The sequence below is a fragment of the Bradyrhizobium sp. 956_D2_N1_4 genome, assembly GCF_052076025.1.
In the GTDB taxonomy this organism is placed as follows: Bacteria; Pseudomonadota; Alphaproteobacteria; order Rhizobiales; family Xanthobacteraceae; genus Bradyrhizobium; species Bradyrhizobium barranii.
In genome coordinates this window covers 724,613-746,952 of the sequence record NZ_CP197237.1, presented here as the reverse complement: position 1 = coordinate 746,952, position 22,340 = coordinate 724,613, and the positions used below count along the sequence as shown (strand labels likewise).

Here is a 22,340-nt window from a genome sequence, read left to right as displayed (position 1 = left end):
CGACGGCGGCATTCACCATCGCGCACCACTTCGCGCTGTGAGGGATTTTGCATGACATCCGATCCCGAGGAATCGGTGAGGCTGCAAGGTTTTGGTGAGATGACGTTGCGCACTGCTGTCGCGACGCTGATGGCGCTCGCGCCGCGCGAGCGATCCGACGCCGCCATCTTCCGCGTCCGCGACGGCGTGCGTTTGGCCTCGAGCGAGATCGCCGAACTTGCCTCGGACTGGGGCATGACACCGATGGCTGAAGTCAGGTCTCCAAGCCTCGTCCCGGACCAGCACTGGCCGGACATCGTCCGCGGCATGGTGCGCGAGGCGCCACTGCCGGCACTGATGGTGGCGTTCTTGGTGGGCGTGCTGGTGGCGCGGCGGTAGGCTACTGACCTACTGTCCAGCATTGGACCATCGGCCGGCGAATGTAGAGCCATGCCGCCGCGGCAGATGCCCCTGCCCGGCCAAATCGGCCGTGGACCCGCTCCGAAAATCGTTGCAAAAAGGCGCTCCCGAGGCGCTGGCGGCCGGTCCGCCAAGCCTCTGGAAAACGTCGACTTTTGGAAGAATGGTCGGAGTGGCAGGATTCGAACCTGCGACCCCTGCGTCCCGAACGCAGTGCTCTACCGGGCTGAGCCACACTCCGACAAGAAGGCGGCTTATAGCGTCGGGTTTGACGCACCGCAAGCGGCCGGCATGAGGAATTTTGTCCCTGTGAAAACGGGTCTTGAAACGCTGATTTTACCGGCCGGCGCGGCCGGCGCGGAAGCTGCCGCCCGGATTTTGGCCGCCGGCGGGCTGGTCGCGTTTCCGACCGAGACGGTCTACGGGCTCGGGGCGGACGCCGCCAATGCCACCGCGATCACCCATCTTTACGCCGCCAAGGGGCGGCCGGCCTTCAACCCGCTGATCGCCCATGTCGCCGATCTCGCCGCCGCGCGCCGGATCGGGCGTTTCGACGCGCGTGCGTTGAGGCTTGCGGAAGCGTTCTGGCCGGGGCCCCTGACGCTGGTGGTGCCGAAGACGGATGACTGTCCGGTGGCTGAGTTGGCCACCGCCGGGCTCGACACGGTCGCGATCCGCATTCCTGCCCATCCGGTGGCGGAGGCGATCCTGCGCGCCTTCGGCGGGGCCGTGGTGGCGCCGTCCGCCAACATCTCCGGCCATGTCTCGCCGACGCTGGCAGCCCATGTCGAAAGCGACCTTGCCGGGCGGATCGACCTGATCGTGGACGGCGGGCCTGTTACGGTCGGCGTCGAATCGACCATTGTCGGCTGTTTCGACGTCCCGATGCTGCTCCGCCCCGGCGGGCTGTCGCGCGAGCGGATCGAGGCCGTGCTCGGCGCGCCGCTGGCGCGGCCACCCGTAGAGGCCGAGAGCGACGACAGCCAGCCGCTGGCGCCGGGCATGCTGGCCTCGCATTACGCGCCGCGCGCCAGCGTGCGGCTCAATGCGCGCGATGTGGCAGCTGGCGAAGCGCTGCTGGCGTTCGGCCCCGATCGCCTGCCGGGCCTGGAGGCCGCCGCCGCCGTCATGAATTTGTCGCCCGCGGCTGATCTCGATGAAGCCGCCACCAATCTGTTCGGCTATCTTCGCGCCCTCGATGCGAAGAGCCCGCGAGCGATCGCGGTGATGGCGGTGCCGGAAGAAGGACTTGGCGAGGCCATCAACGACCGGCTGCGCCGGGCCGCGGTCGCCCGATAGCGCATGATCCGGAAAAGTATGCAGCGGTTTTCCGATAAGATCATGCGCAAGAGATAAGAGCGAACAAGAGACAAGAGCATGAACGTCAATAAATCTGCCACCCCGCCGCTTGCGCCAGAGCTGATCGAACAATTCCGCAAGATCGTCGGCGACCGACATGCCATCACCGACGCGGCCGACATCGAGGCCTACGTTACCGAGGAGCGCAACCTGTTTCACGGCCGCTCGCCGCTGGTCCTGCGCCCGGGCTCGACGGCGGAGGTCTCGGCGATCTGCAAGCTCGCCTCCGCGCACGGAATCGCGCTGGTGCCGCAGGGCGGCAACACTGGGCTCGTCGGCGGCCAGACGCCGCACAACGGCGAAGTGGTGGTGTCGCTGCGCCGGCTCGACAAGATCCGCGAGGTCGACACTGCCTCCAACACCATGACCTGCGAGGCCGGCGTCGTGCTCCAGGTCGCGCAGCAGAAGGCGGCCGACGTGGACCGGCTGTTTCCGCTCTCGCTCGGCGCCGAAGGAAGCTGCACCATCGGCGGCAATCTCTCGACCAATGCCGGCGGCACCGCCGCGCTCGCCTATGGTGTTGCGCGCGAGATGGCGCTGGGGCTCGAGGTGGTGCTCGCCGACGGTCGCGTGCTCAACGTGTTGTCGAAGCTGAAGAAGGACAACACCGGCTACAATCTGCACAACCTCTTCATCGGCGCGGAAGGCACGCTCGGCATCATCACCGCGACCACGCTCAAGCTGTTTCCGAAGCCGCGGGCGATCGAGACCGCCTTCGTCGGGTTGAAATCGCCGGCGGCGGCGCTGAAGCTGCTGACCATCGCGCAAGGCGAAGCCGCGAACGCGCTGACGAGCTTCGAGCTGCTGTCGGAGATGGCGGTCGACTTCTCGGTCCGCCACGGCATCGACGTGCGCGACCCGCTCGAAGCAAAACATCCCTGGTACGTGCTGATGGAATTGTCCTCGCCCGGCGACGATGCCCGCACGCCGCTGGAGACGATCCTGACCCGCGCCATGGAAGACGAGATCGTCGACGACGCCGTGATCGCGGCCAACCTCACCCAGCGCAACGGCTTCTGGAAGCTGCGCGAGGAGATGTCGTCGGCGCAGAAGCCGGAGGGCGGCTCGATCAAGCATGACATCTCCGTTCCGGTCGCCGCCGTGCCCGCCTTCATCGACGAAGCCAATGCCGCCGTCGTGAAACTGATCCCCGGCGCACGGCCGGTGCCGTTCGGCCATCTCGGCGACGGCAATCTGCACTACAATGTCAGCGAGCCCATCGGCGCCAACACCGCGGATTACCTGGCGCGCTGGCACGAGATGAACGCGGTCGTGTTCGAGATCGTGCTGCGCATGGGCGGCTCGATCTCGGCCGAGCACGGCATCGGCGTGCTCAAGCGCGACGAGTTGCCCGAGGTGAAGGACAAGACCGCGATCGAGCTGATGCGGTCGATCAAGGCGATGCTCGACCCGCTCGGCATCATGAATCCGGGGAAGGTGCTGTGAGCGTCTCACTTACGATCGATGCGATCACCGACGCCGATGTCGAGCCCCTCGTCGCGCTGTGGCAGCGCTGCGGCCTGACGCGCCCTTGGAACGATCCGCATGCCGACATCGCGCTGGCGCGGCGGCGCGACAATTCCACCGTGCTGATCGGCCGCGATGGCGGCGCGATCGTCGCCACCGCCATGGTCGGCCATGACGGCCATCGCGGCTGGGTCTATTACGTCGCGGTCGATCCCGATGGGCGCAAACGCGGTTATGGCCGCGTCATCATGGTCGCGGCCGAGGACTGGCTGCGGCAGGCCGGCATTTTGAAGCTGCAACTGCTGGTCCGCCGCGAGAACGCGCAAGCCAATGCGTTCTACCAGTCGCTGGGTTTCGAGGAATCGACCTCGGTGATGTTCCAGAAGTGGCTCGACGGCCGCGCTTCCACAACGTAGCTGGAAAACAGCAATGACCATTTCCGACCGCGTCCGCATCAAGGACGTCCGCGTGCTCTCGGACGGCTGGACCACGCTGAAGACCACGACGTTCGAGTACCAGCGCGCCAATGGCGAGTGGCAGACGCAGCACCGGGAAACCTATGAGCGCGACAACGCCGCCGCCGTGCTGCCGTATAACCGCGCACGGCGTACGGTGATCCTGGTGCGCCAGTTCCGCCTGCCGGCCTTTATCCGCGGCTACGACGATCTCCTGATCGAAGCGGCCGCCGGCGTGCTGGACGATGCCTCCCCCGAGGTGCGCATCCGCGCCGAGGCCGAGGAGGAGACCGGCTATCGCCTGCACCACGTCCACAAGGTGTTCGAGGCCTTCATGAGCCCCGGCGCCATCACCGAGAAGCTGCATTTCTTCGTCGCCGAATACGAGCCGGAGATGCGGGTCAGCGACGGCGGCGGCCTCGAGCACGAGGGCGAGGACATCGAGGTGCTGGAGCTCTCGATCGACGAGGCCTTGGCGATGATCGCGGATGGACGCATCATCGACGCCAAGGCGATCATGCTGCTGCAATACGCGGCGCTGCATATTTTCAGGTGAGTTACGCTTTCTTCCTTCTCCCCCTGTGGGAGAAGGTGGCGCGAAGCGCCGGATGAGGGGTATGCGTCCGCAAATTCAGAAAAAGCGGGCTCGCGGAAAGATACCCCTCACCCGTCTCGCCGCTCCGCGGCGAGCCACCCTCTCCCACAAGGGGAGAGGGGAAGACAGCGCAATCGGCTCCACTAAGCCTGCAATTCTGCCCTGCGCCGCCCCGCCCCGGTTGAGCTACCCCAAAACTATCTCTAGTCTGGTCCCAACCAAGAACCAGGAGACGCGCCCCATGTCCGCTTCGCGCGACGACGAATTCGGCTTTGCGCCCGACTATGACTCCCCCGTCCCCTATATGCAGCGCACGCGCGAATATTACACCGCGATCGGCTACACCACGCCATATCGCTGGGCGCATTACACCGAGGCGCCGTTCCAGCCGCTGAAAAAACCGCTGGCGCAATCGCGCGTGACGATCATCACCACGGCCGCGCCTTACGATCCCACCAAGGGCGACCAGGGCCCGGGCGCGGCGTATAATGGCGGGGCGAAATTCTACCAGGTCTATGACGGCGACACCTCGAAGCAGCACGATCTGCGCATCTCGCACATCGGCTACGACCGCAAGCACACCACGGCGACCGACAACGGCACCTGGTTTCCGTTGCCGCAGCTCTTGAAGGCATCTGCCGCAGGCCGCATCGGCGAGGTGAGCCAGCGTTTCTTCGGCGCGCCGACCAACCGGAGCCATCGCGTCACGCTCGACACCGACGCGCCGGAAATCCTGGCGCGCTGCCTCGCTGACAAGGTCGATGTCGCCGTGCTGGTGCCGAACTGCCCGGTCTGCCATCAGACCACCGCACTGGTGGCGCGGCATCTCGAGGCCAACGGCATTCCGACCGTGGTGATGGGCTGCGCCAAGGACATCATCGAGCATGCCGCCGTGCCGCGCTTCTTGTTCTCGGACTTCCCGCTCGGCAATCCGGCGGGCAAGCCGCACGACGTCGCCTCGCAGGCGCAAACACTCGAGCTCGCGCTGACGCTGCTGGAAAGCGCGAGCGGGCCGCAGACCACGATGCAGTCGCCGCTGCGCTGGAGCGAGGACGCGTCCTGGAAGCTCGACTACAACAATGTCGCGCAGCTCTCGCCCGAAGAGCTGGCGCGCCGCCGCGCCGAATTCGACAAGCAGAAGGAGATCGCGCGCGGCAACCGCGCCGCCTGACGTCCTCCGACAACAACAAACAATGGGGAGAGCGACGTGACGCGACCGTTCGAGGGCGTGAAGATTCTCGACTTCACGCAAGTGCTGGCCGGCCCCTATGCGAGCTACCAGCTCGCGCTGCTGGGGGCAGATGTCATCAAGGTCGAGCGGCGCGAGGGCGAGGACATGCGCCGCACGCCGCTCAGCCGCGAATGGGCCGAGCGCGGACTGGCGCCGGCGTTCCAGGCCATCAACGGCAACAAGCGCAGCCTGACGCTCGATTTGCAAAAGCCCGATGCGATCGCGATCGTGAAGAAGCTCGTGATGCAAGTCGACGTCGTCATGGAGAACTTTCGCCCGGGCGTGATGGACAAGCTCGGGATCGGCTATGAGGCGCTGTCGGCGATCAATCCAAAACTGATCTATTGCGCCGTGTCCGGCTTCGGCCAGACCGGCCCGGACCGCCTGCGGCCCGGCTATGACGGCAAGATGCAGGCGCTGTCGGGCATCATGGCGATCACGGGCCATCCCGAGACGGGGCCGACGCGCGCGGGCTTTGCGGTGTGCGACGTGCTCTCGGGCGCCACGGCCGCATTCGGCGTGTCGAGCGCGCTGTATCAGCGCGACCGCACCGGCAAGGGACAGCTCATTGACGTCTCGATGCTGGAGGCAACGATGGCGTTTCTCTCGGGGCAGATCGCGGACTGGTCGGTCGCCGGCCATCGCCAGCAGCTGTCGGGTAACCAGGCGGTGAGCCGTCGGACCACGGCAAATCTGTTCAAATGCGGCGACGGCCACATCCTGCTCGCCGTCAACAACGAGAAGCAGTACCGCGCGCTGATGTCCGCGCTCGGCCGCGAGGACACGCTGTCGGACCCGCGCTTCACCGACTGGTTCGCGCGCAACGAGAACGAGAGCGCATTGCGCGCCATCATCGAGGAGGCGCTGGCGGCCAGGCCTGCGCGCGAGTGGGAGACAATCCTGGAAGATGCCGGCGCGCCCTGCGCCAGCATCTGGAAGGTCGAGGAGGTCATCGATCATCCGCAAATCCAGGCCCGCGGCGCGATCCAGGAGCTGGATACGCCCTACGGCCGCCTGCGCTTTGCCGGCAGCGGCTTCAAGCTCGCCCATGGCGGCGGCCGGCTGGACCGGATGGCGCCGGAATTGGGTGCGGATACGGATGCTGTGCTGGGCGAGCTGGGATTTGATGCAGCGGAGATCGCGGCGCTCAGGGCAAAAGAGATCGTGTAGATCGCGTAGGGTGGGCAAAGGCGCAACGCGCCGTGCCCACCGTCTATCCACTTGCTTGAAACACGATGGTGGGCACGCTTCGCTTTGCCCACCCTACGGCACCGCCGCCTAGAACAACGACCCCTGCCCGTCATCTGACGAGCTAGCAGCAACCTTCCGCGCGACCTTCTTCGGCTTCGCAGCCTCTGCCTCTGCCTCGGCCTCCATCTCCTCCGCGCTGATCGGCAACACGAGCTGATCGTCGTCATTGGCGACGCGGTTGACGCGGGTGGAGACCGGGTGCCAGGCGAATTCACCGATGCGCGGGGTGGACATCAGCGGCAACACCGCATCGACATCGTCGCCGCGGCTGTCGAGCCAGCGCTCGAAATCGCGCGGGCTGATGGTGACGGGCACGCGGTCATGCAGCGCGGCGAGATCCTCGCCCGCCGCCGCCGTGACGATCGCGACGGTGTCGAGCTCCTCACCGTTCGGCCCGACCCAGGTCTCGAATACCGCAGCGAAGCCGAGCGGCTCGCCATCGGCGCGGTGGATGAAGAAGGGTTGCTTGCGGCCGCCCTCCGTCTTCCATTCATAATAGCCGTCGGCGGGAATCAGGCCGCGGCGCCTCCGAATCGCGTTCTTGAAGGCGGGCTTTTCCAGCACCGTCTCGGAGCGCGCGTTGATCAGGAGCGTAAATCCCTTGGGATCCTTGACCCAGCTGGGCAACAATCCCCAGCGCATCAAGCGGAAATGGCGCGCGCCGTTCTCGAGCAGCACGACTGGAATCGGTTGTGTCGGCGCGACGTTGTACCGTGACGGGAAATTCGGCTGCTCGATGTAGCCGAACAGTTGCCGTAAAGCCGCGGGGGCCGAAGTTATGACGAAGCGTCCACACATCCTTGGCGATCTATATAGGGTCCGTTCAGGTCGTTTTAACCCCGAACGCTAACACTGCGGCAGATGAGCTCAAAGGCCTCCCAACCCGCGCGGACGCATGTACAGACGGGCCCCGAGGCCGCCGCCTGGGCCGAGCGGCTGCGCGTGGCCAACATCAACCCGCGAACCGGGCTTGCCACCGACTATCTCAACCATTTCAATGAAGCCGTGATGCTGCTGGAAATGGTCCCGGACATGCCGGAATGCGCCGAAGATTTTTTGACCTGGTCGCCGCTGTCCTATGCCGAGCATTTCACCGCGTCGAATTTCAAGGCACGGGATCTGGCCATCGAAGCCTATGAGAAGGCCGATCCGAACGTGCGCGCCCAGTTCGACCACATCACTGATACCATGACCTCGATCCTGACAGCGGTCGGCTCGGCCATGCGCGAGGTCGAGAAGGATACGACCCGCGTCCGCCTCGCCGAGCAGGCCACGCTCTGGGTCAAGCCGCTGATCGCGGCCTGCGGCGGCATCATCAATGGCGGCGCGGAAGCCGACGTCGACACCATCATGGCGAATTGAGCCAAGGGCTGTTGAAGGGTCGTTGAAGATATGCCTGCGGTCATCCAGCCCACCCACCCCCAGATCGCGGTCAGCGCCGCCATCTTCCGCGACGGCAAGGTGCTTCTGACCCGCCGCGCCCGCTCGCCCGCCAAGGGGTTCTATTCGCTGCCCGGCGGCCGGGTCGAGTTCGGCGAATCGCTGCACCAGGCGCTGGCGCGCGAGGTCGACGAGGAGACCGGGCTCGCCATCGAAATCATCGGCCTCGCCGGCTGGCGCGAGGTGCTGCCGACCGCCCCCGGCGCCGGCCATTACCTGATCATGTCCTTTGCCGCCCGCTGGGTGGCCAAGGAGCCGGCTCTCAACGACGAGCTCGACGATTACCGCTGGATCGCCCCCGGCGCCCTGGCGAGCCTCGGCGACCTCAAGCTGACCGGGGGGCTGGAGGAGGTCATCCTGTCGGCCGCCCGGCTGATCGGGCCCTGACTGCCCCGTCTTGCGTCCTCCGCCCCGAGGGGGCATACACCCCGCCGATGTCCACGCGATTTCTGGCCATTTTTGCCCTGATTCTCGCCTGCGCCTCCGTGCCCACGAGGGCCCAGGACGTGGCGGCGCCGTTTGACGCCGATTTGCAGCGGCTGGCGGAGATTTTGGGCGGCCTGCACTATCTGCGCGGCATCTGCGGGTCCAACGAGGGCAACAAATGGCGCAGCGAGATGCAGGCGCTGATCGATGCCGAAACCCCCTCGGGCGAGCGCCGCACCCGCATGATCGCCGGCTTCAACCGCGGCTATAACGGCTTCCAGCAGACCTATCGGAGCTGCACGCCGGCCGCGACGGTGGCGATCCGCCGCTATATCGAGGAAGGCTCGAAGATCTCGCGTGATCTCACCGCGCGTTACGCGAACTGATTTCTCTTTCCGTCATTCCGGGGCGCGCGAAGCGCGAGCTACGATGCGCAATTGCGCATCTGAGAATCCATCGGGCCACCAACTCTGACGCACGATGGATTCCGGGCCCGCGCCTGTCGGCGCGTCCCGGAATGACGAGAGATGAACGCGAACGCGCATCTGGAACCCTGTCATCGACTTTGTTCACAGCCGTTAACCGTTCCTAAAGATGTGGCCTAGCGGGCGTTAATACGCGTGCTACACCTTTCGTACAGCGCATCGCCGTGGATCGCGCCCCAGCCCTGATCGAGTTTCATGAGCCATTCAGTGTCCTACGCCCCCGCCCGCGCGCCGCTGCCCGATCACGAGCAGAAACAGGCCGCGCTGAGCTATCTCAACGAGGCCTGGGCCGAAGCGCGCCATGATGGCGTCGACGGCGACTGCCTGGCGCAGGCGAGCCTGTTTGCGGCATTCGCCGAGCTCGTCGGCACCTACGGCGAGGATGCGGTGGCGAAATTCGTCGAGGGCTTTCCGGGCCGCATCCGCAACGGCGAATTCTCGGTCACTCTCGCAAGGCAGTAAGCTGCTTGCGAAAAATGACCCCGCCACACGGGCGGGGCCAGTCTACGGATGAATGACCTGGCGAACGGGATCTGGCGAACAGGTTCGCGAAGTCTGCTGCGTTTATCGCACGGAAGCCGCCTCCCCCGGACTAGCATTAGTCTCGCGATGACCGGGAGATATTCCCACTACGATCGGGAATGCACTCCCTCCTCCCTCACGGCGCGACCTTGAGCGTCGCTTTCATGTTGGGATGATAGCGGCAGTAATAATCGACTGTTCCCGCCTTATTCAGAACAAACGTTGCCGACTTCTTCGGTGGCAGCATTACGTCGAAATCGCCGTTCTTCGCCGTGGCGGTGTGCGCGAACACGTCCTTGTTGATCCATTCGATGGTATCACCGACCTTCGCGGACGTTTCGGCCGGTGAAACCACGAGATTTTCCATTGTGATCTGAATGGTCGCGGCGCGCGCCGGGACGACGATCGACAGCAAGACGACCGCAAGCGCGATCGAAGCGAGGTGTCCCGGCTTCATCCCACACCCCCTATTTCAGCTCGGCCGCGACATGCTCGGCGTGCTGCTGATGGCCCTGAAAAATCTTCAGGCCGGTCTGCAACAGGCTCTTGAGCTCGGCATTGCCGGCGGACGGGATGAGCTGGGTTTCCAGCGCGCCGTTGACCGCCTTGTGGTAGGCGACCTCGTTCGCGACATAGGCCTTGTCGAAGGCCGCGCCGCTCAGCTTGTCGAACTCAGCCAGCTTGTCGCTCGCCTGCTTCGACAGCGCCTTGCTGGTATCGTTGTCTTCAGGCGTAACGTTCAGCTTCTTGACCAGCGCCAGCGCCTGCTTGTTGACCGCCTCGTGGTCGCGCAGCATGTCCTCGGCAAACGCCTTGACGTCCTTGTTCTTGGCCTTTTTCTGCGCCTGCTTGGCCGCGTTGATGTCGATCACGCCCGCTGTGTAGGCGATGTGAGCGATCTGCGGATCGGTGGGCTTGTCGGCTGCGCCGGCGCCCCGAAGCAGCGCGGGGCTCGACAACAGAATTGCCGCGGCGATCGCCGCGCTCCATCGGGTGGACATGTTTGAAACTCCTGTGCTGCCGGACGGTTTGCCGGCGTTGCTTCACAGGCATTGGATGGGATTTTCGCGCAAACGTTCCCGAAAAACTTCAGCCGCCGCTGCCGAGCCGCTTCAGCACCGATACGGTCAGCCGCTCGCAGCGCCACCCGGCGAACGGGAAGGCATCCATCACCACCGGACCGATCTCCTTCTCGACGTTCTCGCGCAGCATGGTGCGCGCACGGTGCAGCCGCGTCTTCACGGTCTCGGGCTTGACGCCGAGCAGATCGGCGGTCTCCTCGATGTTCATCCCCTCCATGACGCGCGCGACGAAGACCATGCGGAAGACATCCGGCAGTTCGTCGATTGCGCGTTCGACGACGCGCTGGATTTCACGTTGGGCCATGGTCCTTTCCGGATCGCCTGCGGGAGAAACGGGAAATTTTATGATCTGCGCGTCGAGCGCCTCTTCCGGCAGAGCGCTGAGCTCGACATGCGGCTTGCGGCTTCGCGCCCGGCCAAGCGCCTCGTTGATGGCAATGCGCGACAGCCAGGTCGACAGCCCGGACTCGCCGCGAAAGTCGTCCAGATGGGTAAAGGCCCGGACATAGGTTTCCTGCACCACGTCCTCGGCTTCGCTGTCGCTGCGCAGGATACCGCGCGCAAGACGGTAGAGCCTGCGGTTGTTGGCCTGCATGATCTCGCGCAACGCGGCCTCGTCACGGCCCCGCGCGCGGTCGATCAGTTCGGCTTCCGATGCTCTGGCGCCGGCGGACAGGCCGGCTGCGGTCCGCTGCATGGTGGTCACCTGTTTCCATTCGTTCCGGACATTGGATGCGGGCCCGCGATAAAGGTTCCCGACTTTCTTCCTTACACTCCCCCTCCTTCCTTACCCTCCCCTGGAGGGGGGAGGGTAAGAGAGTCCTCTAGTCCGTCTCGATCGGCAGTGCCGGATCCCTCGCCCATTCGCCCATGGAGGCATCGTACAGCGTCAGCTTGTCGTAGCCGAGTTGTGTCAGCATGAGCAGGTCGATCGTCGCCGAGATGCCGCCGCCGCAATAGCAGATCACATTCTTGTCGCGCGTAACGCCCTGGGCCGCGAATTTCGCTTCGGCATCGGCGAGCGTCGTCAGTGTCTTGTCGGCCTGGGCGAGCGTGGCCGCGGGCACGTTGACGCTGCCGGGCACGCGGCCGGGCCGGCCGTAGCGGCTCGGCTCGAGGCCTTGATGAAATTGCGGCCCGAGCGCGTTGACGATCACGGTCGAGGGATCGCCGATCCGCGCCTTCACGGTGGTCTTGTCGACGAAGAAGCCCGCGCGCGGCACGGCCTTGAAGGTGGTGGCGGGATAGCCCTTCGGCGCGCCCGTCTCGACCGGCCGCCCCTCGTCCTTCCATTTGTCAAACCCGCCGTCGAGCACCTGTGCATCGACACCGAGCGAGCGCAGCATCCACCAGAATCGCGTCGACCACATCATGGTGCCGATGCTGTAGAGCACGATGGTCTTGGATGCGTCAGCGCCGTGGCGACCGAAGGCGGCCCCTAGCTGGGGCACGCCAGCCATCATGAAGAGCTGTTGCGCGGAGGTGTCGGAGAACTCGCCCTGCAGGTCGAAGAAATCCGCGCCGGGGATGTGGCCGGCCGCGAACGTCTTGTCGCCCGGGACAGCGCGATACGGCACGTCGCTGCCGGGCGGGACAGGCTCGTTGTAGGTCGTGCAGTCGTAGAGGCGGAGGTTGGGATCGCCGAGAATCGCGGCGAGTTGCACAGTGGTGATGAGGGGTTGGGTCATGGACTACTCTCCCTGTCGAGGGATTGTAGCTCTCTCCCCTCGTCATTGCGAGCGCAGCGAAGCAATCCAGACTGCCTCCGCGGAGAGATTCTGGATTGCTTCGTCGCTGCGCTCCTCGCAATGACGAGGCTAAAGAATGCCCCTTACTGCTTCAGCGTCTCCAGGAACCGCACCGGCTCGCCCTGCGAGGCCGTCACCAGTTCGCCCTGCCACATCACGCGGCGGCCGCGGATGAAGGTGCCGACGGGCCAGCCCGTGACGCGAACGCCGTCATAGGGGGTCCAGCCGGCCTTCGACGCCACCCATTTGTTGGTAATGGTCTCGCTGCGCTTGAGATCGACGATCGTGAAATCGGCGTCGTAGCCCGCGGCAATGCGGCCCTTGCAGGCCATGTTGTAGAGACGCGCGGGGCCGGCGCTGGTGAGATCGACGAAGCGCGCCAGCGACAGGCGGCCGGCGTTGACGTGGTCGAGCATGAGCGGCACCAGCGTCTGCACTCCGGTCATGCCGGAGGGCGAGGCCGGATAGGTCTTCGACTTCTCTTCCAGCGTATGCGGGGCATGGTCGGAGCCAAGCACGTCGATGATGCCCTGCTCGATGCCGCGCCAGATGCCGGCGCGGTGATCGGCCCCGCGCACCGGCGGGTTCATCTGCGCCAGCGTGCCGAGCCGCTCGTAGCATTCGGGTGCGACCAGCGTCAGATGATGCGGCGTCGCCTCGCAGGACGCGACATCCTTGTGGTCGCGCAGGAACTCGATCTCTTCCTTGGTCGAGATGTGCAGCACGTGGATGCGCTTGCCGGTCTCGTGCGCGAGCTTGACCAGCCGCTGCGTCGCCATCAGCGCCGCGGTCTCGTCGCGCCAGACCGGATGCGAACGCGGATCGCCCTCGATGCGCAACGACTTGCGGTCGTTGAGGCGGTATTCGTCTTCGGCGTGGAAGGCGGCGCGGCGGCGGATCACCTGGAAGATGCGGCGCAGGCTCTCGTCGTCCTCCACCAGCAGCGCGCCGGTCGACGAGCCGATGAACACCTTGACGCCCGCGCAGCCGGGCGCGCGCTCCAGCACCGGCAGATCCTGCACGTTCTCGCGGGTGCCGCCGATGAAGAAGGCGAAATCGCAATGCATGCGATGATGGGCACGCTTCACCTTGTCGGTGAAGGTGGCCTCCGTCACGGTCAACGGCGACGTGTTCGGCATCTCGAACACGGCGGTGACGCCGCCCATCACGGCGCTGCGCGACCCTGTCTCGAGGTCTTCCTTCTGCTCCAGCCCGGGCTCGCGGAAATGCACCTGGGTGTCCATCACGCCGGGCAGGATGTGGAGGCCCTTGCAGTCGATCACCTCAGCGGCGGAGGCCTGCGACAGCGGGCCCAGCTCCGCGATGCGGCCGTTGGTGATGCCGATATCGCGAACACCCTCGCCGTCCTGGTTGACGACGGTGCCGCCTTTGAGGATCACATCGAAGCGCTGGGTCATGGCTGAAGGCCTCTCTCATCCCCAAGCGCGGGGCTTGAGGTCTTGTCGTTTATGCCTTGCGGGCTTACGTTCCGGAGCAACATGTCGCAAGAGATTTTCACATGAAATCAGCGTTTCTTCCCGACCGGAGCGTGGTCAAGGTCGCGGGCGAGGATGCGCGCAACTTCCTCAACGGCCTGATCACGACCGATCTCGACAGGCTGAAGCCGGGCCTGGGGCGATTCGGTGCGCTGCTGACGCCGCAGGGCAAGATCATCGTGGATTTCCTGATCACAGAGGTGCCCGCAGGCCATGGCGGCGGGTTCCTGATCGACTGTCCGAAGGCGCTGGCCGAGGGCCTCGCCACCAAGCTGAAATTCTACAAGCTGCGCGCCAAGGTCACGGTGGAAAACCTCGATCTCGGTGTGCTCGCGGCCTGGGACGGCCAGCTTGCGGCGCAGCCGGACCTTGCATTCGCCGATCCGCGCAATGATGCGCTCGGCACTCGCATCCTGATCCCCGAAGATCTCAAGCAGAAGCTGTCCGATCTCATCGGCGCCGAGCTGGTCGATGCCTCCGCCTATGAGGCGCATCGTATTGCGCTTGGCGTGCCGCGCGGCGGGCTCGATTTCATGTACAGCGATGCGTTCCCGCACGAGACCAACATGGACCGCCTCGCCGGCGTCGATTTCGACAAGGGCTGCTATGTCGGCCAGGAGGTCGTCTCGCGTATGCAGCATCGCGGCACCGCGCGCACCCGCAGCGTCAAGGTGCTGCTCGATGACCTCTCGCCGGAGGCCGGCGTCAGTGTTATGGCCGGCGACAAGCCGGTCGGCACGATGGGCTCGTCCGCCCAGGGCAAGGGCATCGCGCTGGTGCGCATCGACCGCGTTGCGGACGCGCTCGATGCCGGCCAGCCGCTCACCGCCGGCGGCCTCGCCGTGCGGCTCGCCGAACCCGACGTCGTCCGCATTCCCCTGAAGCAGCCCATCGCATGAGCCGAGCCCCCCGCCTGCATCCCGACGGAAAGACCCGCTGCCCCTGGCCCGGCGAAGACCCGCTCTATGTCGCCTATCACGACACCGAATGGGGCGTGCCGGAATATGACGACCGTGCGCTCTACGAAAAGCTGATCCTCGACGGCTTCCAGGCCGGCCTCTCCTGGATCACGATCCTGCGCAAGCGGGACAATTTCCGCAAAGCCTTCGATGATTTTCAGCCGGAGAAGATCGCGCGCTACAACGACAAGAAGGTGCACGCGCTGATGAACGATGCCGGCATCGTGCGCAACCGCGCCAAGATCGACGGCGCGATCCTGAGCGCGAAATCGTATCTCGACATCATGGAGAAGGGCCCGGGCTTCTCGAAGCTGTTGTGGGACTTCATGGACGGCCGGCCCAAGGTCAACAATTTCAAGACCACTGCGAGCGTGCCGGCCTCGACGCCGCTGTCGACGCAGATCTCCAAGGAACTGTCCTCGCGCGGTTTCAAATTCGTCGGTCCGACCATCGTCTACGCCTTCATGGAGGCGACCGGCATGGTCAACGACCATCTCGTCGACTGCCATTGTCACGCGAGCTGCGGCAAGACGCAGCGCAAGCCGCGCCTCAAGGCCAAATGACCGCGAAGAAAACGGCACGCGACGTGGCATCCCGCGCCTGGCAACGCATGTTGTCGGGCCGGCGGCTCGATCTGCTCGATCCCTCTCCGCTCGATGTCGAGATCGCCGACATCGCGCATGGGCTCGCGCGCGTGGCGCGCTGGAACGGGCAGACCACCGGCGCGCACATCTTCTCGGTCGCGCAGCATACGCTTCTGGTGGAGACCGTGATGCGGCACGAGATGCCGCGCGTCGACGAGCGCATGCGGCTGGCCGCGCTGCTGCACGATGCGCCCGAATACGTGATCGGCGACATGATCTCGCCGTTCAAGGCCGTGCTCGACGGCCATTACAAGGCGGTGGAGAAGCGCCTGCTCGGCGCCATCCACATCCGCTTCGGCCTGCCGCCGGCGCTGCCCGAGGAGATCACGCAAGCCATCAAGGCCGCCGATCGCGGGGCGGCCTATCTGGAGGCAACCGAGCTCGCCGGCTTCAGCGAAAGCGAGGCGAAGCGCCTGTTCGGCAGGGACCCCGGCCTCTCCGACAGCGTCCGGCGCGACTACCTCACGCCCTGGACCGCGGCGCGGGCCGAGAAGCAGTTTCTGGAGCGGTTCAACGCGGTGTTCGCGTAGCATCATCCCTTCGTAGGGTGGGCAAAGCGAAGCGCGCCCACCAAACTAGCCGCAATGTGCGCGGTGCGAAACGGTGGGCACGGCGCGATGCGCCTTTGCCCACCGTACGAGCGCTCGCTATAATCAGCGGCAAAAAGGTCCGCCATGATCCACGTCTGTTCCCTCGCCGCCCTTCCCGAAACCGTCCGCCTCACCAGGGCCAGCCATGTGCTGACCGTCATGGCCAATGTCGAGCAGGTGGCACGTCCGGTGTCGGTGCTGCCGGCCAACCATCTCAAAGTGTCGATGGACGACATCACCGAGGAGATGGACGGCTTCACCGCACCATCCGAAGCTCATATCGACCAGGTGCTGAATTTCGTGCGCGGCTGGGACCGCAGCGCGCCGCTGGTGGTGCATTGCTATGCCGGCATCAGCCGCTCCACTGCGAGCGCGTTCGCGGCCGTCTGCGCCCTCAATCCGGATCGCGACGAGATCGAGATCGCCAAGAAGATCCGCGCGGCCTCGCCGATAGCCTCGCCGAACCGCCGCATCGTCGGCCTTGCCGACCGCGCGCTTGGGCGCAACGGCCGCATGCTGCGCGCGCTCGACGAGATGGGCCCGGGCGCGATGATGGTCGAGGGCCGCCCCTTCGTGATCGAGCTCGAATGACAACTGCGACATCAGCCGCATGAGCGACACGCAGCTGACGCCGATCGAGATCGGCCTGACCGCGGCGATCGTCGCGATCGAGGATCATGAGCCGCTGATCCTCACCGCGCACAGCAGTGATGGGCTGGCGGGCCTGCCGTTCGGGCCGTTCGATGCGCCGAGCCATCGCACGTTCGAGATCGGCCTGCGCGCCTGGGTCGAGGCACAGGCGGGCTTGCGGCTCGGCTATGTCGAGCAGCTCTACACGTTCGGCGATCGTGGTCGTCATGCCGAGGCCGGCGACACCGGTGCGCATATGGTGTCGATCGGCTATCTCGCGCTGACGCGCGCGGTGGGCGGCGAGCTCGCAGCGACCGGCGCGAGCTTCGAACCATGGTATCGCTTCCTCCCCTGGGAAGACTGGCGCGAGGAGCCGCCCGCGATCATCGCCCGTGACATCATCCCGGCGCTGACGCTATGGGCCGAGGAGGAGACGCCGGAGACCACACGCGCATTGCCGCGCCGGGATCGCGTGCGGTTCTATTTCGGTCTCGACGGCGCGCCCTGGGACGAGGAGCGCGTGCTCGACCGCTACGAGCTCTTGTACGAGGCCGGGCTGATCGAGGAGGCGCGGCGCGACGGCCGCCCTGCGGCATTGGCGCGCAAGGAGCTTCCCGCGCTCGGCACCTCGATGCGATTCGATCACCGCCGGATTCTCGCGACCGCGATCGCGCGGCTGCGTGCGAAACTGAAGTATCGTCCTGTGGTGTTTGAACTTTTGACCGCGGAGTTCACACTCACTGAACTGCAGTACACGGTGGAGGCGATCTCCGGCCGGCACCTGCACAAGCAAAATTTCCGCCGCCTGGTCGAAACCGAAGCCCTGGTCGAACCGACCGGGGTGATGTCGACACAGACCGGCGGACGGCCGGCGGCGCTCTACCGCTTCCGCCGCGACGTGCTCCAGGAACGACCCGCGCCGGGCTTGCGCGTACGCTCCCGGCGCTAGATCCTAGGATTTGCGTGACCGGCCCCTGCCCGCCGGTTGCCTGGAGGCTTTATGTTCGACGGCCCGTTTGACGTCTTTGCGCTGATCATTGCGATCATCGCTGTCCTGATCGCGATCAAGGCCTCCAGCCAGGCGACCGAGCTGCGCCGCCGGCTCGCCTCGCTCGAAGAGATGTTTTACGCGCAGCGGCAGGTGCAGCCACCGCCGCTGATGCCCACGCAGGTGCAGGCCGAGGCGCCCGCGACGACGGCCGCCGAGCCGCCGCCGCTCGCGCCCGAAGTCGAGGCAGCACCGCCTCCGCTCGTCACCGAAGAGGTTTCACCGCGGCCGCTCGCAGCGAGCACTGAAGCCGATGCACCGCCGCCGCTTGCGGCGAGCACCGAGGCCTACGCACCGCCGCCTTTGCCCGCGCCGGCGCCCGGCTTCGAGGAACGGCTCGGCACGCGCTGGGTGGTCTGGATCGGCGGCCTCGCGCTCGCGCTCGGCGGCTTCTTCATGGTGCGCTATTCGATCGAGGCGGGCCTCGTCGGCCCCGGCGTGCGCGTGTTCCTCGGCGGGCTGTTCGCAGCCGCGCTGCTGGGCGCCGGCGAATGGTCGCGACGCAAGGAGAGCATCTCCAACATCGCGGCGCTGCCGATCGCCAACATCCCCGCGATCCTCACCGCGGCCGGAACGGCCGTGGCGTTCGCGACCATCTACGCCGCCTATGCGCTCTATGGCTTCCTCGTGCCCGCCACCGCTTTCGTGCTGCTCGGCATCGTCGCGATGGGCACGCTCGCCGCGGCACTGTTGCATGGGCCCGCACTCGCGGGCCTCGGCGTGGTCGGCGCGTTCGTGACGCCGATCCTCGTCTCCAGCGGCAAGCCGGATTATTGGGCGCTCTATGTTTATCTTGCGATCGTCACCGCCGCGAGCTTCGGCCTCGCGCACATCCGGCTGTGGCGCTGGCTCGCGGTGACGACCATCGCCTTCGCCGTGCTCTGGATCTTCCCGGGTCTCGATACCAGCGAACTGCAGGTCGCGCCGCACGCCTTCCATGCGATCGCGGGCTTCGTGCTCGCCGCTTTGCTCGTGGTCTGCGGCTTCATGTTCGGCCCGACCATCGAGGACGGCGAGATCGAGCCGGTGTCGTCGAGCTCCCTCGGCGCCTATCTGTTCGGCGCGATGCTGATCGTGCTGTCGAGCGCGCATGCGGACCTTGCGCTGATCGCCTTCACGCTTCTGGTTGGTGCGACGCTGTTCGTCGCCTGGCGCGCGCCGGCGGCGACCGGCGCGCTGGGCGCGGCCGCAGCGACCGTCTTCATCGTGTTCGCCGAATGGGCGGTGCGCGCCAATCCCGACATGCTGGTGCTGCCGGGCGGCCCCATGCCCGGCGTCGGACCGACAGCGATCGACGGCGCGGTGACGCTGCATCTGGTGATGGCCGCAATCTTCGCTGCCGGCTTCGGCATCGCGGGCTTTCTCGCGCAGGGCCGCTCGAGCTCGGCGGTCATTCCGGTGGTGTGGTCGGCGGCAGCCGTTGCGACGCCGACCGCGATCCTCGTTGCGCTCTACGCGCGCATCGCCCATCTCGACCGCTCGATCCCGTTCGCGATCCTCGCGGTGCTGCTCGCCGCGGCCTTCGGCGCTGCGACCGAAGCGCTGGCACGCCGCGAAGATCGGCCGGGCGCTGCGACCTCCGTCGCGCTGTTCGCGACCGGCACGCTCGGCGCATTGGCACTGGCGCTGACCTTCGCCCTCGAAAAGGGCTGGCTCACCATCGCGCTGGCCCTGATGTCGCTCGGCACGGCCTGGATCTCGCTGCAGCGGCCGATCCCGGTCCTGCGCCGGCTCGCCGCCATCTTTGCCGCGATCGTTACCGCGCGCATCGGCTATGATCCACGCATCGTCGGCGATGCCGTCGGCACCACGCCGATCTTCAACTGGCTGTTGTGGGGCTACGGCCTGCCGGCGGCCTCGTTCTGGGGCGCGAGCATCTTCCTGCGCCGCCGCGGCGACGATCCGCCGCTGCGCATCGTGGAGGCCGCCGCGATCCTGTTCACCGCGCTGCTCGCCTTCATGGAGATCCGGCATCTTGCCACCGGCGGCCGCATGACGTCGCCGCCCTCACTGCTCGAATTTGCCCTGCAAGTCTGCGTCGCGCTCGCCATGGCGATCGGGCTGGAGCGGCTGCGGCTGAGGAGCCACAGCATCGTTCACAATGTCGGCGCAATCGCGCTCACCGCGATCGCCGGGCTCATCAGCGTGTTCGGCCTGCTGATCCTGGAGAATCCGTGGCTGCTCTCCAGCGTCGATGTCGGCGGTCTCGTCTTCAACCTGCTGCTGCTCGGCTACGCTCTCCCGGCGGTGCTGATGCTGCTGCTGTCCTATGCGGTGGCCGGACATCGCCCCGTCGCCTATGCGAACACGATTGCCGGCGCTGCGCTGGTGTTCGCGCTGACCTATTTGACGCTGGAGATCCGCCGCTTCTATCACGGCCCGGTCCTGCTCTACGGCGCCACCACGGGCGCGGAGCAATACACCTATTCGATCGGCTGGCTCGGCTTCGGCGTGGTGCTGCTCGGCGTCGGCATTCTCGTCAACTCCGAGCGGGCACGGCTGGCGTCGGCCGCGGTGATCGCGCTGACGATCCTGAAGGCCTTCGTGATCGACATGTCGACGCTGACAGGCGTCTACCGCGCGCTGTCGTTCATGTGCCTCGGCATCGTGCTGGTCGCGATCGGCTGGCTCTACCAGCGCATCCTGTTCCGGCGGCAGGTCGCACCGCCGCCGGCTCCGCAGGCGAGCACTTGAGGATCAAGCCGCGCGGACCGACTCCAGGAACTGCGCGACCTCGACTTTGAGCCGCGTGCTGTCGGTCGCCAGCGATTTCGCCGCCGACAGCACCTCCGTCGACGCCGAGCCGGTCTCGATCGCACCACGCTGCACGTCCGTGATGTTCATCGAGACCTCCTGCGTACCGACCGAAGCCTGCTGCACGTTGCGCGAGATCTCCTGCGTGGCCGCGCCCTGTTCCTCGACGGCGGCTGCGATGGCCGCCGCCACCTCGGACAGCCGCTCGATGGTGCCGCCGATCTCCTGGATGGCGCTGACGGACTCCTGCGTCGCGGCCTGGATCCCGGAGACCTGCGCCCCGATCTCGCCGGTCGCTTTCGCGGTCTGCTCGGCCAGCGCCTTGACCTCGGAGGCGACGACCGCGAAGCCGCGGCCGGCTTCACCGGCACGCGCCGCCTCGATGGTGGCGTTGAGCGCCAGCAGGTTGGTCTGACCGGCGATGGTGTTGATCAGCTCGACCACGTCGCCGATGCGGGATGCCGCCTGCGACAGCGCGTTGACGCGGTCGTTGGTCCGCGTGGCCTGCTCGACGGCCTCCGCGGCCATCCGCGCCGAATCCTGCACGCGGCGGCTGATCTCGGTGATGGAGGACGACAGCTCCTCCGAGGCGGACGCAACCGCCTGGACGTTGGTCGAGGCTTCCTCGGACGCCGCAGCGACCACGGTCGCAAGCTCCTGCCCGCGCTGCGCGGTGCTGCTCAGCGTGGTCGCGGAGGCCTCGAGCTCGGTCGAGGCCGACGACACGGTGCCGACGACCTCGCCGATCATGGCCTCGAACTTGCGGGTGATGGCGTCGACGCGGCGGCCGCGTTCGATCTTGGCCTCGGCGTCGGCAGCAGCGACTTCGTCGGCGGCCTTCTTGGCGATCAACGCCTCCTTGAAGATCTGGAGCGCATCCGCCATCGAGCCGATCTCGGTCTTCTCGCCGCGATGCGGCACCTCGGCGGAGAGGTCGCCTTCGCCAAGCGACTGCATCGGATGGATGATCGAGGCAATGCCGCGAGAAACGTCACGCACGAGATAATAGGCGGCACCGATCGCGATCACGACCGAGAACACGATGATGCCGACCAGCACGCGGAAGATCGTGGCGTAGCTGTCGGCTGCCTGCTTCGTCTCCAGCTCGGCGCCCCGGTTGTTCATCTCGATGCCCTTCTGGAGCAGCGGGTCGGCGGCCTGGGCCATCTTCGCGACCTTGGTCTGCAACAGCTCGTTGGCATCGGTCGGGAAGCGACCGACGCCCTTGCGCGACAGCGCCATGACGTCCTGCACCCCGTTCAGGTACTCGGCCCACGCCTTGCTCCACTGCTCATAGAGCGAACGCTCCTCGGCCGAGGTGATCAGCGGCTCGTAGACCTTGCGGGTCTGGTCGATGCGCGCCTGCAGCGAGGCGAGGCGCTTCTCGGCGGCTTCCTTGCCCTCGGCGGTGTCCTGCATCAGGTGCAGGCGCAGCGCGACGCGCAGCTCGTTGATGTCGGCGCGAAGCGAGCCGAGCGCACGCACGCTCGGCAGCCAGCTCTCCGCGATCTCGACGGTGTGGGAATTGATACTCTGCATGGTGCCGATCGCCATCACGCCGACGCCGGCGAGCGACAGCACGAGGACCGACAACACGGTCAGAAGCTTGAACACGATCGACAACTTCGACATCACAGCAAATCCCGATGAGACCTAGCAACGCGCAAATCACCTGCGCCGCCATCGTCACGACGGACGACAGGGCGGAAGTCAGTTCAACAATGCTGGCTGATTTTTATCCCGTAAGATTGCGCTCATA

General features: G+C 66.1%; 24 protein-coding genes and 1 tRNA gene. 17 read left to right on the top strand and 8 right to left on the bottom strand.

The genetic code is table 11. The annotated features are described in order from the left end of the window. The first annotated feature begins 51 nt into the window (after nucleotides 1-51). Complete coding sequence (locus AB7535_RS03540; RefSeq protein ID WP_028154397.1) at nucleotides 52-378, top strand: hypothetical protein; 327 nt, start codon at nucleotides 52-54, stop codon at nucleotides 376-378. A 185-nt stretch (nucleotides 379-563) separates the two neighbouring features. On the opposite strand, the gene AB7535_RS03535 is transcribed toward AB7535_RS03540, so the two are convergent. Continuing rightward, nucleotides 564-640 (bottom strand) — tRNA-Pro (locus tag AB7535_RS03535). 68 nt (nucleotides 641-708) lie between these two features. On the opposite strand from AB7535_RS03535, the gene AB7535_RS03530 reads away from it, so the two are divergent. The 6 genes from AB7535_RS03530 to AB7535_RS03505 all read left to right on the top strand — a co-directional run bounded on the left by AB7535_RS03530 (nucleotide 709) and on the right by AB7535_RS03505 (nucleotide 6,676). After that, nucleotides 709-1,698 (top strand): L-threonylcarbamoyladenylate synthase, encoded by a 990-nt coding sequence (locus AB7535_RS03530; protein ID WP_161495726.1) that lies wholly within the window; start codon nucleotides 709-711, stop codon nucleotides 1,696-1,698. 78 nt (nucleotides 1,699-1,776) lie between these two features. After that, a complete protein-coding gene (locus AB7535_RS03525; RefSeq protein ID WP_085398459.1) occupies nucleotides 1,777-3,204 on the top strand; it encodes an FAD-binding oxidoreductase in 1,428 nt (475 codons plus the stop codon). Further along, nucleotides 3,201-3,641 carry a GNAT family acetyltransferase gene (locus AB7535_RS03520; protein ID WP_085398460.1) on the top strand — a complete coding sequence of 147 codons (441 nt, stop codon included), beginning with the start codon at nucleotides 3,201-3,203 and terminating at the stop codon, nucleotides 3,639-3,641. Before AB7535_RS03525 ends, AB7535_RS03520 begins: the two co-directional genes overlap by 4 nt. A gap of 13 nt (nucleotides 3,642-3,654) precedes the next feature. Next, nucleotides 3,655-4,236: an NUDIX domain-containing protein gene (locus tag AB7535_RS03515; protein WP_085398461.1), complete on the top strand. Its 582-nt coding sequence runs from the start codon at nucleotides 3,655-3,657 to the stop codon at nucleotides 4,234-4,236. 280 nt (nucleotides 4,237-4,516) lie between these two features. Then, nucleotides 4,517-5,446: a glycine reductase gene (locus AB7535_RS03510; RefSeq protein ID WP_439037223.1), complete on the top strand. Its 930-nt coding sequence runs from the start codon at nucleotides 4,517-4,519 to the stop codon at nucleotides 5,444-5,446. Between the two features lie 36 nt (nucleotides 5,447-5,482). Beyond that, nucleotides 5,483-6,676, top strand: a complete 1,194-nt coding sequence (locus AB7535_RS03505) for a CaiB/BaiF CoA transferase family protein (RefSeq protein WP_085402581.1) — start codon at nucleotides 5,483-5,485, stop codon at nucleotides 6,674-6,676. A gap of 108 nt (nucleotides 6,677-6,784) precedes the next feature. Here AB7535_RS03505 and AB7535_RS03500 read toward each other — a convergent pair whose 3' ends face one another. Continuing rightward, on the bottom strand, nucleotides 6,785-7,555 hold the full coding sequence (locus AB7535_RS03500; protein ID WP_135215924.1) for an SOS response-associated peptidase: 771 nt from the start codon (nucleotides 7,553-7,555) through the stop codon (nucleotides 6,785-6,787). Between the two features lie 63 nt (nucleotides 7,556-7,618). On the opposite strand from AB7535_RS03500, the gene AB7535_RS03495 reads away from it, so the two are divergent. From AB7535_RS03495 to AB7535_RS03480, 4 genes are all read left to right on the top strand, one after another. Then, nucleotides 7,619-8,119: a hypothetical protein gene (locus AB7535_RS03495; protein ID WP_028152167.1), complete on the top strand. Its 501-nt coding sequence runs from the start codon at nucleotides 7,619-7,621 to the stop codon at nucleotides 8,117-8,119. A 30-nt stretch (nucleotides 8,120-8,149) separates the two neighbouring features. Continuing rightward, the gene (locus tag AB7535_RS03490) at nucleotides 8,150-8,584 is read left to right on the top strand and encodes an NUDIX hydrolase (protein ID WP_085402579.1); all 435 of its coding nucleotides are present in this window, start codon (nucleotides 8,150-8,152) and stop codon (nucleotides 8,582-8,584) included. A gap of 47 nt (nucleotides 8,585-8,631) precedes the next feature. Beyond that, nucleotides 8,632-9,009, top strand: coding sequence for a TIGR02301 family protein (locus AB7535_RS03485; RefSeq protein ID WP_011085347.1), 378 nt, complete (start codon nucleotides 8,632-8,634; stop codon nucleotides 9,007-9,009). Nucleotides 9,010-9,303: 294 nt separating this feature from the next. Further along, entirely contained in the window at nucleotides 9,304-9,570 is a 267-nt protein-coding gene (locus AB7535_RS03480; protein WP_014497305.1) for a hypothetical protein, read from the top strand. A gap of 196 nt (nucleotides 9,571-9,766) precedes the next feature. Here the strand turns inward: AB7535_RS03480 and AB7535_RS03475 are convergent, their stop codons facing one another. The 5 genes from AB7535_RS03475 to AB7535_RS03455 all read right to left on the bottom strand — a co-directional run bounded on the left by AB7535_RS03475 (nucleotide 9,767) and on the right by AB7535_RS03455 (nucleotide 13,878). Further along, on the bottom strand, nucleotides 9,767-10,087 hold the full coding sequence (locus AB7535_RS03475) for a cupredoxin domain-containing protein (protein WP_085402578.1): 321 nt from the start codon (nucleotides 10,085-10,087) through the stop codon (nucleotides 9,767-9,769). A 10-nt stretch (nucleotides 10,088-10,097) separates the two neighbouring features. Then, a complete protein-coding gene (locus tag AB7535_RS03470) occupies nucleotides 10,098-10,631 on the bottom strand; it encodes a DUF4142 domain-containing protein (protein ID WP_085402577.1) in 534 nt (177 codons plus the stop codon). Nucleotides 10,632-10,719: 88 nt separating this feature from the next. Continuing rightward, a complete protein-coding gene (locus tag AB7535_RS03465) occupies nucleotides 10,720-11,409 on the bottom strand; it encodes an RNA polymerase sigma factor (protein ID WP_085402576.1) in 690 nt (229 codons plus the stop codon). 127 nt (nucleotides 11,410-11,536) lie between these two features. Further along, nucleotides 11,537-12,400: a sulfurtransferase gene (locus AB7535_RS03460; protein ID WP_439037222.1), complete on the bottom strand. Its 864-nt coding sequence runs from the start codon at nucleotides 12,398-12,400 to the stop codon at nucleotides 11,537-11,539. A 143-nt stretch (nucleotides 12,401-12,543) separates the two neighbouring features. After that, nucleotides 12,544-13,878: a dihydroorotase gene (locus AB7535_RS03455; protein WP_085402574.1), complete on the bottom strand. Its 1,335-nt coding sequence runs from the start codon at nucleotides 13,876-13,878 to the stop codon at nucleotides 12,544-12,546. Nucleotides 13,879-13,979: 101 nt separating this feature from the next. Between AB7535_RS03455 and ygfZ the strand changes: the two genes are divergently transcribed. The 6 genes from ygfZ to AB7535_RS03425 all read left to right on the top strand — a co-directional run bounded on the left by ygfZ (nucleotide 13,980) and on the right by AB7535_RS03425 (nucleotide 20,521). After that, complete coding sequence (gene ygfZ / locus AB7535_RS03450) at nucleotides 13,980-14,855, top strand: CAF17-like 4Fe-4S cluster assembly/insertion protein YgfZ (protein ID WP_085402573.1); 876 nt, start codon at nucleotides 13,980-13,982, stop codon at nucleotides 14,853-14,855. Continuing rightward, nucleotides 14,852-15,478, top strand: coding sequence for a DNA-3-methyladenine glycosylase I (locus AB7535_RS03445; protein WP_063985089.1), 627 nt, complete (start codon nucleotides 14,852-14,854; stop codon nucleotides 15,476-15,478). The genes ygfZ and AB7535_RS03445 overlap by 4 nt, the downstream gene beginning before the upstream one ends. After that, entirely contained in the window at nucleotides 15,475-16,089 is a 615-nt protein-coding gene (locus tag AB7535_RS03440; RefSeq protein ID WP_085402572.1) for a YfbR-like 5'-deoxynucleotidase, read from the top strand. The genes AB7535_RS03445 and AB7535_RS03440 overlap by 4 nt, the downstream gene beginning before the upstream one ends. A 144-nt stretch (nucleotides 16,090-16,233) precedes the next feature. Next, nucleotides 16,234-16,740 carry a tyrosine phosphatase family protein gene (locus AB7535_RS03435; protein WP_028152156.1) on the top strand — a complete coding sequence of 169 codons (507 nt, stop codon included), beginning with the start codon at nucleotides 16,234-16,236 and terminating at the stop codon, nucleotides 16,738-16,740. A gap of 19 nt (nucleotides 16,741-16,759) precedes the next feature. Continuing rightward, nucleotides 16,760-17,728, top strand: coding sequence for an NUDIX hydrolase (locus AB7535_RS03430; protein ID WP_085402571.1), 969 nt, complete (start codon nucleotides 16,760-16,762; stop codon nucleotides 17,726-17,728). Between the two features lie 51 nt (nucleotides 17,729-17,779). After that, complete coding sequence (locus tag AB7535_RS03425; protein ID WP_085402570.1) at nucleotides 17,780-20,521, top strand: DUF2339 domain-containing protein; 2,742 nt, start codon at nucleotides 17,780-17,782, stop codon at nucleotides 20,519-20,521. A gap of 3 nt (nucleotides 20,522-20,524) precedes the next feature. Here the strand turns inward: AB7535_RS03425 and AB7535_RS03420 are convergent, their stop codons facing one another. After that, entirely contained in the window at nucleotides 20,525-22,213 is a 1,689-nt protein-coding gene (locus AB7535_RS03420) for a methyl-accepting chemotaxis protein (protein ID WP_085402569.1), read from the bottom strand. Between the last annotated feature and the right edge of the window lie 127 nt (nucleotides 22,214-22,340).

Excerpts from the sequence above, each read along its gene's own strand:
- AB7535_RS03540 (WP_028154397.1), top strand. The coding sequence starts at position 52 with ATGACATCCGATCCCGAGGAATCGGTGAGGCTGCAAGGTTTTGGTGAG.
- AB7535_RS03525 (WP_085398459.1), top strand. The coding sequence starts at position 1,777 with ATGAACGTCAATAAATCTGCCACCCCGCCGCTTGCGCCAGAGCTGATC.
- AB7535_RS03515 (WP_085398461.1), top strand. The coding sequence starts at position 3,655 with ATGACCATTTCCGACCGCGTCCGCATCAAGGACGTCCGCGTGCTCTCG.
- AB7535_RS03510 (WP_439037223.1), top strand. The coding sequence starts at position 4,517 with ATGTCCGCTTCGCGCGACGACGAATTCGGCTTTGCGCCCGACTATGAC.
- AB7535_RS03500 (WP_135215924.1), bottom strand. The coding sequence starts at position 7,555 with ATGTGTGGACGCTTCGTCATAACTTCGGCCCCCGCGGCTTTACGGCAA.
- AB7535_RS03495 (WP_028152167.1), top strand. The coding sequence starts at position 7,619 with ATGAGCTCAAAGGCCTCCCAACCCGCGCGGACGCATGTACAGACGGGC.
- AB7535_RS03490 (WP_085402579.1), top strand. The coding sequence starts at position 8,150 with ATGCCTGCGGTCATCCAGCCCACCCACCCCCAGATCGCGGTCAGCGCC.
- AB7535_RS03485 (WP_011085347.1), top strand. The coding sequence starts at position 8,632 with ATGTCCACGCGATTTCTGGCCATTTTTGCCCTGATTCTCGCCTGCGCC.
- AB7535_RS03480 (WP_014497305.1), top strand. The coding sequence starts at position 9,304 with ATGAGCCATTCAGTGTCCTACGCCCCCGCCCGCGCGCCGCTGCCCGAT.
- AB7535_RS03475 (WP_085402578.1), bottom strand. The coding sequence starts at position 10,087 with ATGAAGCCGGGACACCTCGCTTCGATCGCGCTTGCGGTCGTCTTGCTG.
- AB7535_RS03470 (WP_085402577.1), bottom strand. The coding sequence starts at position 10,631 with ATGTCCACCCGATGGAGCGCGGCGATCGCCGCGGCAATTCTGTTGTCG.
- AB7535_RS03465 (WP_085402576.1), bottom strand. The coding sequence starts at position 11,409 with ATGCAGCGGACCGCAGCCGGCCTGTCCGCCGGCGCCAGAGCATCGGAA.
- AB7535_RS03460 (WP_439037222.1), bottom strand. The coding sequence starts at position 12,400 with ATGACCCAACCCCTCATCACCACTGTGCAACTCGCCGCGATTCTCGGC.
- AB7535_RS03455 (WP_085402574.1), bottom strand. The coding sequence starts at position 13,878 with ATGACCCAGCGCTTCGATGTGATCCTCAAAGGCGGCACCGTCGTCAAC.
- ygfZ (WP_085402573.1), top strand. The coding sequence starts at position 13,980 with ATGAAATCAGCGTTTCTTCCCGACCGGAGCGTGGTCAAGGTCGCGGGC.
- AB7535_RS03445 (WP_063985089.1), top strand. The coding sequence starts at position 14,852 with ATGAGCCGAGCCCCCCGCCTGCATCCCGACGGAAAGACCCGCTGCCCC.
- AB7535_RS03440 (WP_085402572.1), top strand. The coding sequence starts at position 15,475 with ATGACCGCGAAGAAAACGGCACGCGACGTGGCATCCCGCGCCTGGCAA.
- AB7535_RS03435 (WP_028152156.1), top strand. The coding sequence starts at position 16,234 with ATGATCCACGTCTGTTCCCTCGCCGCCCTTCCCGAAACCGTCCGCCTC.
- AB7535_RS03430 (WP_085402571.1), top strand. The coding sequence starts at position 16,760 with ATGAGCGACACGCAGCTGACGCCGATCGAGATCGGCCTGACCGCGGCG.
- AB7535_RS03425 (WP_085402570.1), top strand. The coding sequence starts at position 17,780 with ATGTTCGACGGCCCGTTTGACGTCTTTGCGCTGATCATTGCGATCATC.
- AB7535_RS03420 (WP_085402569.1), bottom strand. The coding sequence starts at position 22,213 with ATGTCGAAGTTGTCGATCGTGTTCAAGCTTCTGACCGTGTTGTCGGTC.